We start from the raw sequence: 12,409 nt of genomic DNA, 5'->3' as shown, positions 1-12,409 counted from the left end.
ATGCGTACAATTAAAGTTGGTAGTAGACAGAGCGCGCTTGCGCTAACCCAGACAGGCCATGTCATTCAGGATTTACGCGACATTTGTGAGCGGGAAGGATTAGCTTTTGACTTTGAAGTACATAAGATTGTTACGAAGGGAGATCTCATTCTGGATGTAACGTTGTCAAAAGTGGGAGGCAAAGGATTGTTCGTCAAAGAGATTGAACAGGCGATGCTTGATCATACCATTGATATGGCCGTTCACAGCATGAAGGATATGCCTTCCGAGTTACCCGAAGGATTAATCAATGGCGCTGTTCCCCGACGTGCAGATCCACGGGACGCGCTGATTTCCAATGGGGGACTTACTCTCGATCAATTACCAGAAGGGGCAAGAGTCGGCACAAGCAGTTTGCGCCGATCCAGTCAATTGAAGGCCTATCGCCCAGATTTACAATTGGAATCGCTTCGTGGCAATATCGATTCCCGTCTGCGGAAGCTGGAGACCGAAGGACTCGACGCGATTATTCTGGCTGCAGCAGGATTGTACCGAATGGGCTGGGAAGACCGGATTACCGAGTACTTGACCGAAACAGCTTGTCTCCCGGCCGTGGGTCAGGGTGCGCTTGGTATCGAATGTCGTGAAGACGATGACGAACTATTGCACTTGTTACAGCTGTATAACGATCCGGAGACAGCATTTCCTGTACAGGCGGAACGCCGTTTTCTCAGTGTACTGAATGGGGGCTGTCAGGTTCCGATTGGTGCTCATGCGGTATGGCTGCCTCAGGAAGATGCGGATTCCCTGAATGGAGAAAACACGTTACAATTAACAGGTATGGTTGGCACGCCAGATGGTGGACTGATTCTCAAGGAAGCTCTGACCGGGAAAGATCCGGTTCGTCTGGGAGAAGAAGTGGCTTGGAGATTGATTGAACGGGGAGCAGAGCAGATACTGGCAGAAGTTAGGGGATGAAGACATGGTGGGAAAGGTCTTTTTGGTAGGAGCAGGTCCTGGCGATGCAAAGCTGATTACGGTAAAAGGATGGGAATCCATCGGTAAAGCTGATGCTGTAGTCTATGATCGTTTGGCAAGTCCGAGGTTGTTAAAACAAATGAAGCCCGGTGCGGTCAAGATTTATGTGGGCAAGCGCCCCGATCGGCATACGATGAAACAGGAAGAGATCAATCAACTGTTGGTTGATCTGGCTCTGGAAGGTAAGGTTGTAGTTCGGCTTAAGGGTGGCGATCCGACGATCTTTGGACGTGTGGGCGAAGAGGCGGATTTGCTGCACAAAAACGGAGTTCCGTTTGAGATTGTACCTGGGGTTACAGCTGCAATAAGTGTACCTGCGTATGCCGGAATTCCTGTGACTCACCGTGACTATGCTTCTTCTATCTCTATCATTACGGGGCATGAGAGTCCGGACAAGCTTGATCGCAGCATCCATTGGGATAAAGTGACGAATGCAACGGGCACACTTGTATTTATGATGGGGGTTGCCAAAATTGGATATATCAGCGAACAATTGATTCGTCATGGTCGTCCAGCGCAAACACCAGTAGCTCTGATTCGTTGGGGAACACGAGCGGAACAGGATACCATTACAGGTACCCTTGAAGATATAGAAGCGAAAGTGATTGCGGCCAATTTCCAACCGCCTGCTGTTATTGTGGTGGGGGATGTCGTGAATCAACGGGAACAGTTGAAATGGGCTGAAGCGCTGCCGCTGTTTGGCAAACGAATTCTGGTGACTCGTGCTCGCAGTCAGGCGAGTGAACTCGTGAATCGCATTGAGGAGCTTGGCGGGGAACCGTATGAGTTTCCGGTCATTGAGACGGTTATGCCGTCCAGTGAATCTGCGCAGCAAAGTGTCAAAGACGCCTTAAGTGCTTTAAATACGTATGACTGGGTGTTTTTCACAAGTGTGAACGGCGTTGAGTTTTTCTTCCGTCATCTGGAACAGGAAGGCAAAGACATTCGCTCGATTCATCAAGCGAGAATTGCTGCCGTAGGACCTTCTACAGCAGATGCTTTACGCAAACATGGCATCGTAGCTGAGGTCGTCAAAGGTCCTTTCCAGGCCGAAGGCATGCTTGAGGCTTTTGAAAGTGAGCTGAAGGAAGGTCAGAAAGTGCTGCTTCCGCACGGCGATCTGGCACGTACGTGGTTACGTGACCAGTTGAGAGAACGAGGACTTCAAGTCACCGAAGCTATCATCTATGATACAATCCTCGCTGGTGAGGATGATGACGAACTGCTCAAGCTGCTTGAAGAAGGCGGCATTCATGCGGTGACCTTTACAAGTTCATCGACGGTTACCAACTTCATGAACATGTTGAAACGTATGGGATTGCAAGATCCACTGCCTTTATTGAAAGATGTGGAGGTTGCGTGTATCGGACCTGTTACAGCGAAGACGGCAGAGGCCGCTGGACTAAAGGTTACACTGATGGCAGAGGAAGCAACGATGGATAGCTTGATCACAGTGCTATGCGACTGGAAACGGACAGGCACCAAAGAAGGCGCACTTCGAAATTAATACACATGTAATCATGTCAACATATGAAGCGTGCTGAATTCGACAGGATACCAGCGCGCTTCCCTTTTTGCTCTATTTAACTTTCAGGGAGGTTTTACACATATGAGTTTTCCTATTACACGGCATCGCCGTTTACGCCAATCCACAGGTATTCGTAATATGGTCAGAGAGACCCATCTAACCGTAGATGATTTTATTCAACCGATCTATGTGACGTATGGAGAAAATGTAAAATCCGAAATCAAATCGATGCCTGGCGTGTTCCGCTTCTCGTTGGATCGTCTTCAAGAGGAAGTTACGGAAATTGCCGAGCTTGGAATTCCAGCGGTGTTATTGTTTGGTATTCCGGAGACCAAGGACAGTGTGGGTTCATCTGGTTTTGCTGAAGATGGCATTGTTCAGGAAGCGACCAGATTGATCAAATCCTGGTATCCAGAGCTGTTGGTTGTTGCAGATACTTGTCTGTGTGAATTCACGGATCATGGTCACTGCGGTATGGTACACACCGTGGAGATTGATGGTCACATCTGCGGAGATGTGTTGAATGACGAATCACTGGATCTGCTCGTGCAAACAGCGGTGTCCCAAGCCAAAGCAGGAGCGGATATTATTGCACCATCCAACATGATGGATGGATTTGTACAAGCGATCCGTGCCGGGCTGGATGAGAATGGATTCAGTCACATTCCGATCATGTCCTATTCCGTAAAATATGCATCCGCATTCTATGGCCCATTCCGCGAGGCAGCAGACTCAACGCCACAATTCGGGGATCGCAAGTCGTATCAGATGGACCCGGCCAATGCACGCGAAGCTTTGCGTGAAGCCGAAACGGATGTGCTCGAGGGAGCGGACATGTTGATGGTAAAACCATCCCTTTCGTATCTGGATGTCATGCGTACCATCAAAGATCAATTTGATCTTCCACTTGTCGCTTATAACGTTAGTGGCGAGTATGCCATGGTAAAGGCAGCGGCGATTCAAGGCTGGATCGATGAGAAGAAAGTCGCGATGGAAATTCTGCTCAGCATGAAACGTGCAGGTGCAGATATGATTATTACGTATTACGGAAAAGACGCCTCCCGCTGGTTGGCTGAGAAATAAATTAGATTAAGGAGGATACTCATGACTGCACAACAAGGTAATCGTCGTAATGATGAGCGCTCACGCAGCGCATTTGAAGAAGCAAAGCAATACATACCCGGGGGTGTAAACAGCCCTGTACGCGCATTCAAATCGGTGGGACTTACCCCGATCTATGCAGAGCGTGGCGAAGGGTCCAAAATCTACGATATTGATGGCAATGTTTTTATTGACTATGTGGGATCGTGGGGTCCACTCATCATGGGACATGCACACCCTGATGTTGTAGAAGCTTTGCGTGAAACAGCTCTTAAAGGAACAAGCTTTGGTGCACCTACTTTGTTGGAGACCGAGATGGCCAAACTGGTCTGTGAGCGTGTACCTTCCATCGATATCGTACGGATGGTGAATTCCGGTACAGAAGCAACGATGAGTGCCATTCGACTGGCACGCGGGGTAACCGGACGCAGTAAAATTCTGAAGTTTGAAGGATCATATCATGGACATGCGGACAGCTTGCTAATCAAGGCGGGTTCAGGTGTTGCAACGTTGGGTCTGCCAGATAGTCCGGGCGTGCCTGAAGGCGTAGCTGTGAATACCATTACGGTGCCTTATAACGATCTGGAGTCCGTGAGACTTGCTTTTGAACGTTATGGGGAAGAACTGGCCGCTGTTATTGTGGAACCTGTGGCGGGCAACATGGGGGTTGTACCTCCGGCATCCGGTTTTCTAGAAGGCTTGCGCAGTTTGACGACGCAATATGGCAGCCTGCTCATTTTTGACGAAGTTATGACCGGTTTCCGTGTTGGGTTGAACTGTGCTCAGGGACGGTTTGGTGTTACGCCTGACCTGACTTGTCTAGGTAAAGTTATCGGTGGCGGACTCCCGGTTGGTGCTTATGGTGGTCGTCGGGATCTGATGGAACAGATTGCTCCAACAGGACCAATCTATCAGGCAGGTACACTGAGCGGGAACCCGCTGGCTATGGCAGCAGGATATACGACGCTAAAATTGTTAACACCAGAGGTCTATGACCGTCTGGAGACACTGTCCGCACGTCTGCAAGCAGGCTTTGAGAAAAATGCAGCGGAGACGGGTATCGCGATAACCATTAACCGTGTGGGTTCCATGGTTTGTCCATTCTTCAGTGCCGTTCCCGTAACCAATTATGATATTGCCAAAGAAAGCAATCTGGATCAATTCCGTCGTTATTTCGCGGCCATGATTGATCAAGGTGTGAGTGTTGCGCCTTCGCAATACGAAGGTATGTTTGTCTCTGGTGTGCACACGGAGCAAGATATTGATGATACGATCGAGGCGAATCGGAAGGCTCTTCAATCGCTATGACCATCAAAAGTTGGAAACGCCGCGGGGAATGGCTTGAGTTGATGCCAGGGAAAGCCGTAACAAGTAGTTCCGACAAACAGATGGCCGCAGAGCAGTGGCTATTGTCTGAGCTTCAGTTTCCGGAGAAACTGCTCCGTCAGCTTAAAGCAAACCGAGGAATACAACTCGCAGGGGACCGGCTTCGGCTGGCCCTTTTTGCGTCCCAGCCAATCGATGTTGAGCCACGCTGGGCTGAGGTAGATGTACTGTATGAGGATGATTTCTGTCTGGTTATGCACAAACCGGCAGGCATGAAACTGCATCCAGATGGAAGCCGTGCTGATCAGGCGATCACGCTGGATCACGCGGTTGCCTCCTATTATGAAATGAACGGAATTCAGGCGAGCGTACGCCATGTTCATCGACTGGATGAGGATACAACCGGACCTGTCCTGTATGCCAAAAATGCGTTTGCCCTCGCTAAACTGGATGAAGCGATGCGTCGCAAAGAGATTGACCGCCATTATGTAGCCATTGCAGGTGGACAAATCCCCCTTGAACTTCACAAAATTCATGCTCCGATTGGCAAGGATAGACATCACAAGCAGCGCAGACGTGTCTCGGAAGGTGGACAGGAAGCGGTTACCCATGTGGAGATCAGCGAAGTGTGGGAACGAGCAACCCTTGTACGATTGAAACTGGATACAGGACGAACACACCAAATTCGCGTACATCTGAGTTATGTAGGACATCCGCTTATAGGTGACGAGTTGTATGGTGGGAGAGCGGATGTCATTGGGCGGCAGGCGCTTCACGGAGAAGTGTTGAGGTTTAGCCACCCGTTAACTGGAGCCATGATTGAAGTGAATGACCCTTGGCCATCCGATTTCACACAATTGGCAGAGCTAGAGGGGGCTTACTAATACACTATATAAGTTCGACTAACTATTTACACGAAAACGGAAAGGACAGAAACAACCGAAGAAGAAAAGCGTTCGCCTAAAAGCTTTCTGAAAGAAAGCTGCTTCGGAAGCATAAGCTATCCCCGGATTTTCCCTTTATAAAAAGGAATGAAAAAAATCTGGGGATAACAGCGATCAGAAGGTTGTTCTGTCATTGGAGTGACAGTGTAAATAACCATGAGTTGAACATATATAGCAAGGTTTTTCAAAAGGTGGCATGCTCATCTCATTCAAGGCATATAGATGGGGTAACGAAGGATTTGGACCATGGATCAGTCCCATGAGAAGGATCATGGTGAACATATGCCGAAAGGAGGACGCCACCTTTGTTGAATCAACCTTATGGTTTGCGGTTCGATATTTATGAGCGCGTTCATTTGTCTGAGGGAGTCCCTGCAATTGAGGAATTGGAGGAAATTGAACTATACCCGCGCATTCAAGTCATAGGGCAGGATGATCATGCCACGTTAAGAGGGCATCTTTTACTTACAGGTGCGTACAGAGGAGAAAATGAGGCTTCAGAGGAGCTCAAACATTTCATTCCTGTGGAGATCACGGTGCCGCTGAACCGGGTCAGATCGATTGAGGATATTTCCATCGAGATCGAAAATTTTGACGTGGATCTGTTGTCCAACCGTAGTCTGAACATTACAGGCGTGTTGTCACTGCGAGGCATCGAGGGTTTTCCTGTTGAGGAGCCTCAAGTATGGTCGGCAGATGAGTTTACAGTTGTTCACTCACCTGACCCTCAGCAATCCAACCGTTCCGATGAAGCAGACCAGCCAGCCGGCGATCCCAATGCATTTGCACAAGAGTATCTGCTCCAGCGGAGTGAGGAAGAGAGACTTGCGAATGCAGCAGAACTTGCATATGGTGCCCCGGAATTCGCTGATCTGCAGGAATATGCGAAGGCGTCTTCGGCCGAGCCACTTCAGTCCCAGGAGCAAAGTGCGGAGTACGCTAACGAAAACAGACAACCTGATGCAAACGAAGATCTTGCATCTCTGGCAGCGAATGGAGATGAATTGGCATCCCATGAGCAATACAGCGAACCTTCTCCTATCTCGTCATTTATGGCCGAGACCGCTGATCGGCTAGCTTCTTACCCTGAGTCGGAACCATTGCTGCCTCTGGAGGAAGAGCCTTCTGCGTGGTCCGAGCCCTCCGTGGATGCATTGCCTGCGAACCCGAGAAGCTCAGATCAAGCAGTCCCTGAGCCTACTGCTCAATCATCTAATGAGTTGGCAGCACCAGATGTACCGGACGCACCGGACGTATGGCACTTCGAATCAGCCCGATCTGTTCCTCAGCAGGAGAATCAGGCAGTTGCCGATGTTCCGGTTGAATCACAGGCAGAGAACTGGCAGGGTGTATTCGCTTCGTCCGAACCAGGCAACGCCGAGGAAGAGCGGCCGGCTTTTGAAGCGACTGGGGTAGACGAGTTCGTGCAGAACGAAGCATTTGTTCCTGAACCTGTAGCTGAGACGGAAGACAAGCCGGAGATGAAGGTTGCTTTTGGCAGCAAAAAAGAATCTGCACCACGGCAAGAGGAGGGCGTAGGTATCTCTTCCTTGTTATCCTCTGGCAGAGCGGCACGCGATGCTGAAGTGGAGCGAGGTGACGAGGTTCCTGCTGGTGTAGTACAGGAAGAAACGTATCCACCTGATGATGTAGAATGGAAAAATCTGTTCCTGGGAACGATCGTGGATCAGACCCCATTCCGCAAGGTGAAACTATGTATCGTTCAGCGAGAAGATACACTGGATGCCATTGCAGATCGATACCAATTGAGCACGAGGGAACTTCAGTTGTATAACCGATTATCTGAACAGGTTGTGGAAGAAGGTCAGATATTGTACATCCCTTAATTCGTAGTTAAAGCCTTCGTTACGACCCGTGATCCCCTTGAGGATTGCGGGTTTTTGCATGATTCGTCCTAAACCTGCATTCCAGCGCTCTTTTTCCGCTGTTGTCAGGTTGACTATCGCGCACGAGCAAGGTATGATGTGTGTAGGTTTTTTGATGAACAACGTGGAACGGGAGTAGTAGACAGTATGACCTTTCAGAGAGTGGAATTGCAACGCTGTGAGATTCCGCAGGAACCAACTGATCGAAGTCGCCCGGGAGTTGCCTGTTTGAATACAAGGGATGAATGAGATGTATCGTCATTTATTGCTGAGGTAGGATGGGCCGGTAGCAGCCGTTATCTGCTTGAAGTGTCACGTCATGTACAGAGGGTGAAGTCTATCTTGCTGTCGGCGTGAAACAAAGGTGGTACCGCGAAAGCTAACCTTTCGTCCTTTGATGGATGAAAGGTTTTTTTTGTTTTTTTGGCGAAGATGATGAAGTAACGGAGGAATGACACATGTCTGAGGAAAAAAAATCAGCTGCAACAGAAATGCCGACCACTTACGATCCAAAGGCGGCAGAAGATAAATGGTACTCCACCTGGATGGAGCGTGGATATTTCAAAGCCGGTCAACGCAAAGATGCCGAGCCGTATACGATTGTTATCCCACCCCCGAATGTGACCGGGATGCTGCACATCGGGCATGCGCTCGATTTTACATTACAGGATATTCTAATCCGTACGAAACGGATGCAGGGCTATGATGCGCTATGGCTTCCGGGTTCCGACCATGCAGGTATTGCTACCCAAACCAAGGTAGAGCAGAAATTGCGTGAAGAAGGTCTGACTCGTTATGATCTGGGACGCGAGAAGTTTCTGGAGAAGGTATGGGACTGGAAAGATCAGTATGCCACTACCATTCGTCAACAATGGGGCAAAATGGGACTGTCGCTTGATTACTCGCGTGAACGTTTTACGCTGGATGAAGGTCTTTCCCAAGCGGTTCGCAAAGTATTTGTTCAATTGTATGAAAAAGGCCTTATTTACCGAGGCAAACGGATCATTAACTGGGACCCGGTGAACCGGACAGCACTGTCCGACATTGAGGTTGAATATAAAGAGGTTCAGGGTCACTTGTACCATCTGCGTTACCCGCTCAAAGATGGAAGTGGCTACGTTACCGTGGCAACGACGCGTCCTGAAACGATGCTGGGTGATACCGCGGTTGCTGTTCATCCGAAGGATGAGCGCTATGCAGATATGATTGGTAAAGTACTAGTACTGCCTATCATCGGACGTGAAATTCCAATTATCGCTGATGATTATGTGGATAAAGAGTTCGGAAGTGGTGCGGTTAAAATCACGCCTGCTCATGATCCAAATGACTTTGAAGTAGGTCTTCGTCATGATCTGCCTCAAATTACGGTAATGGATGAGAGCGGCACAATGAATGCAGAGGCCGGCAAGTATCAGGGACTGGATCGCAGTGACTGTCGCAAGCAGATTGTTGCTGACATGAAAGAACAGGGCGTATTGATCAACATTGAGGATCACACGCATCAGGTTGGACACAGTGAACGAACCGGAGCAGTTGTTGAGCCGTATCTGTCTACACAGTGGTTTGTTGAGATGAAACCACTTGCAGAGAGAGCGATTCAGAAGCAACAGAGCGGCGAAGGGGTTAATTTTGTTCCAGACCGTTTTGAGAAAACGTATCTGAACTGGATTGAGAACGTTCGTGACTGGTGTATTTCCCGTCAACTGTGGTGGGGACATCGTATTCCTGCCTGGTATGATGAGGAAACGGGTGAAATCATCGTATCTGCTGAAGATCCGACGACGCTGCCAGAGAATGCTGGTCGCAAGCTGAGACAGGACGAAGACGTACTCGATACTTGGTTCAGCTCCGGATTATGGCCGTTCTCCACATTGGGCTGGCCGGAAAATACGGAAGATCTGCAACGTTATTATCCGACAAGTGTACTTGTGACAGGGTATGACATCATATATTTCTGGGTTGCACGTATGATTTTCACTGCATTGGAATTCACCGATGAGATTCCGTTCAAGGATGTGCTGATGCATGGTCTTGTTCGTGACGCAGATGGACGCAAAATGTCCAAATCACTGGGTAACGGTGTAGACCCGCTGGATGTAATTGAGAAATACGGTGCAGATGCAATGCGTTACATGATCTCAACCAGCAGCACGCCAGGTCAGGATCTGCGTTTCCGTTGGGAACGGGTGGAGCAGGCTCGTAACTTTGCCAACAAGATCTGGAATGCTTCGCGCTTTGCATTGATGAATCTGGAAGGATTCACCTATGAGGAACGTGACATTAGCGGAGAGCTTGGTACAGCCGATTATTGGATTTTGCACCGTCTGAACGAAACTTCCCGCGATATTACGCGTCTAATCGAAGCGTATGAATTTGGGGAAACGGGCCGTGTACTGTATAACTTTATCTGGGATGACCTGTGTGACTGGTACATTGAGTTTGCGAAACTGTCCTTCTATGGAGAAGATCCGGTTGCCAAGAAGAAAACGCAATCCGTGCTGGCTTATGTGCTCGATCAGACCATGCGCCTGATTCATCCGTTCATGCCATACATCTCCGAAGAGATCTGGCAGCATCTGCCGCATGAAGGTGAGACGATTACGCTGGCATCTTGGCCGGTATACGATCCTGCTCTTGAGAACCCAGAGGCTGTTGCCGAGATGAACCTGCTCATGGATACCATCCGTGCAGTTCGGAACATTCGTGCAGAAGTGAACGTGCCGATGAGTAAAAAGATCGAGTTGATGGTCAAAGCTAACAGTGCTGAGACGTCCAGCATCATTCAGCGTAACAGCCATTACATCAAACGTTTCTGTAATACGTCCGAGTTCGATAGTGGGCTGGATCTAAGCTCACCGGATAAGGCAATGACTGCGATCATTACGGGGGCAGAACTATACTTGCCGCTCGCAGGTCTTATTGATATCGAACAGGAAGTGGCTCGCCTGGAGAAAGAGTTGCAGAACCTTGAGGGCGAAGTACTCCGTGTGGAGAAAAAGCTGGCGAATGAAGGCTTTGTTGCCAAAGCTCCTGCCAAGGTTATTGAGGAAGAGCGCGCCAAGCAAGCCGATTATTCCGACAAACGGGATAAAGTGATTGCACGAATCAAGGAACTGAAAGGTTAATATATCTGGGTCGGATGGAGAGCTAGTATCCCATCCGGCCGCTTTTTTCAATCAAACTCGGGACCGAAGGTGAATCAGATGACGGAATTAGACGGGACAGATGCAGCAGCTCCTTTACTTACGTATGACGAGGCCGTGGACTGGATCAATGGCCTTATTCCTTTTGGCATCCGACCTGGACTGGAACGAATCGAGGGTCTGATGTCCATGTTAGGCAATCCACACCAACGTCTCAAATTTATTCACGTCGCGGGAACGAACGGCAAAGGTTCGACTTGCGCTTTTTTGACGTCAGTGCTTCTTCAAGCTGGATATGATGTGGGCACCTTTACGTCGCCTTATATCACCAAGTTTACGAACCGTTTTCAATACAATGGTGAGGATATTCCCGAAGAGATTCTGCTTAAGCTCTCGAATCGGTTACGTCCACTGGTCATCGAAATGGCCTCCACTCCGCTTGGATCACCAACCATGTTTGAGGTGTCTACGGCTCTCGCGCTTCTGTATTATGCAGAAGAGTGCTACCCTGACGTTGTGGTATGGGAGACGGGGCTAGGGGGAAGGATGGACGTAACGAATATTGTTGCACCTGTTGTGTCCGTCATCACCAACATTGGTATGGATCACACGGATGTGCTTGGAGATACGATTGAGCTGATTGCTGGCGAAAAGGCAGGGATTATCAAGCCGGGAGTACCCGTGGTGACCTGCGCGACTCAACCCGAAGCTGTGAAGGTGATTCAGGAGAAAGCACAGCAGCTTCAATCAACCGTGTATTTGGCAGGAGATCGTTTCTCTTATCATAGACTGGAGAGCAATGAGAGCGGACAATCTTTTCATTTTTCAGGACCGTTTCGTGACCTGGACGTTCGCATCCGCATGCAGGGCTCACACCAATGTGACAATGCAGCGGCCGCACTGATGGTGCTTGAATTGCTCAGACAATACATGGCGTTTATGCTGGATGACAACGATATTGCACTTGGACTGGAGAATGCCTTCTGGGCAGGGAGATTCGAAAAAGTCGTCGATGAACCCCGAATTGTGCTCGATGGAGCACATAATCCGGAGGGTGCTGAGTCGCTGGCCAAGAGCATTAGAGAAGTATATCCTTACAACAAGTTAATTTTGATGATGGGTATGTTGGCGAATAAGCATCACGAAGCGTATTTGCAGCATATACTGCCACTAGTGGATACGCTGATCCTGACCGAGCCAGATTTCCGACGCAAAATGGATGCAGCCGAATTGCTGCAAATTGTCGAACGGGTACGTCCCGCCATTGCGAAGCAGGAGCTGGAAATCATCGTCGAGCCCGAATGGGCAAAGGCACTTGATCTATTGAAGTCACGGACGGAAGCGGAAGATCTGGGGGTGGTCTCCGGCACACTGTACCTGATTGCGGATGTGCGGGCAGCCCTTTTGCATCAAACCGATTCTGAAAAAGGTTGGTGAAAGTTTTGTTAAATACATCGGAACACG

At 49.2% G+C, this 12,409-nt stretch carries 8 protein-coding genes and 1 other annotated feature; all 8 genes read left to right on the top strand.

Going from position 1 to position 12,409, the window contains the following annotated elements:
• The 8 genes from hemC to HF638_RS12160 all read left to right on the top strand — a co-directional run bounded on the left by hemC (nucleotide 1) and on the right by HF638_RS12160 (nucleotide 12,382).
• Complete coding sequence (gene hemC / locus HF638_RS12195) at nucleotides 1–957, top strand: hydroxymethylbilane synthase (RefSeq protein ID WP_169480458.1); 957 nt, start codon at nucleotides 1–3, stop codon at nucleotides 955–957.
• A 4-nt stretch (nucleotides 958–961) separates the two neighbouring features.
• Nucleotides 962–2,524, top strand: a complete 1,563-nt coding sequence (gene cobA / locus HF638_RS12190; RefSeq protein ID WP_169480457.1) for a uroporphyrinogen-III C-methyltransferase — start codon at nucleotides 962–964, stop codon at nucleotides 2,522–2,524.
• 102 nt (nucleotides 2,525–2,626) lie between these two features.
• Entirely contained in the window at nucleotides 2,627–3,628 is a 1,002-nt protein-coding gene (hemB, locus tag HF638_RS12185) for a porphobilinogen synthase (protein WP_169480456.1), read from the top strand.
• A 21-nt stretch (nucleotides 3,629–3,649) separates the two neighbouring features.
• On the top strand, nucleotides 3,650–4,954 hold the full coding sequence (gene hemL, locus HF638_RS12180; protein WP_169480455.1) for a glutamate-1-semialdehyde 2,1-aminomutase: 1,305 nt from the start codon (nucleotides 3,650–3,652) through the stop codon (nucleotides 4,952–4,954).
• Nucleotides 4,951–5,856: an RluA family pseudouridine synthase gene (locus HF638_RS12175; protein ID WP_169480454.1), complete on the top strand. Its 906-nt coding sequence runs from the start codon at nucleotides 4,951–4,953 to the stop codon at nucleotides 5,854–5,856. Before hemL ends, HF638_RS12175 begins: the two co-directional genes overlap by 4 nt.
• 365 nt (nucleotides 5,857–6,221) lie before the next feature.
• On the top strand, nucleotides 6,222–7,763 hold the full coding sequence (locus HF638_RS12170; RefSeq protein WP_169480453.1) for a LysM peptidoglycan-binding domain-containing protein: 1,542 nt from the start codon (nucleotides 6,222–6,224) through the stop codon (nucleotides 7,761–7,763).
• A 155-nt stretch (nucleotides 7,764–7,918) separates the two neighbouring features.
• Nucleotides 7,919–8,200: a binding site (T-box leader), on the top strand.
• A gap of 60 nt (nucleotides 8,201–8,260) precedes the next feature.
• Nucleotides 8,261–10,927 carry a valine--tRNA ligase gene (locus HF638_RS12165; protein ID WP_169480452.1) on the top strand — a complete coding sequence of 889 codons (2,667 nt, stop codon included), beginning with the start codon at nucleotides 8,261–8,263 and terminating at the stop codon, nucleotides 10,925–10,927.
• Nucleotides 10,928–11,005: 78 nt separating this feature from the next.
• Nucleotides 11,006–12,382: a bifunctional folylpolyglutamate synthase/dihydrofolate synthase gene (locus tag HF638_RS12160; protein ID WP_169480451.1), complete on the top strand. Its 1,377-nt coding sequence runs from the start codon at nucleotides 11,006–11,008 to the stop codon at nucleotides 12,380–12,382.
• The last annotated feature ends 27 nt before the right edge of the window (nucleotides 12,383–12,409 follow it).

It is taken from the genome of Paenibacillus sp. SZ31 (assembly GCF_012912005.1).
Lineage (GTDB): Bacteria > Bacillota > Bacilli > Paenibacillales > Paenibacillaceae > Paenibacillus.
Note: the sequence above shows the minus strand (reverse complement) of the source record. Positions and strands in the feature narration are given on the sequence as shown.

Excerpts from the sequence above, each read along its gene's own strand:
- hemC (WP_169480458.1), top strand. The coding sequence starts at position 1 with ATGCGTACAATTAAAGTTGGTAGTAGACAGAGCGCGCTTGCGCTAACC.
- cobA (WP_169480457.1), top strand. The coding sequence starts at position 962 with ATGGTGGGAAAGGTCTTTTTGGTAGGAGCAGGTCCTGGCGATGCAAAG.
- hemB (WP_169480456.1), top strand. The coding sequence starts at position 2,627 with ATGAGTTTTCCTATTACACGGCATCGCCGTTTACGCCAATCCACAGGT.
- hemL (WP_169480455.1), top strand. The coding sequence starts at position 3,650 with ATGACTGCACAACAAGGTAATCGTCGTAATGATGAGCGCTCACGCAGC.
- HF638_RS12175 (WP_169480454.1), top strand. The coding sequence starts at position 4,951 with ATGACCATCAAAAGTTGGAAACGCCGCGGGGAATGGCTTGAGTTGATG.
- HF638_RS12165 (WP_169480452.1), top strand. The coding sequence starts at position 8,261 with ATGTCTGAGGAAAAAAAATCAGCTGCAACAGAAATGCCGACCACTTAC.
- HF638_RS12160 (WP_169480451.1), top strand. The coding sequence starts at position 11,006 with ATGACGGAATTAGACGGGACAGATGCAGCAGCTCCTTTACTTACGTAT.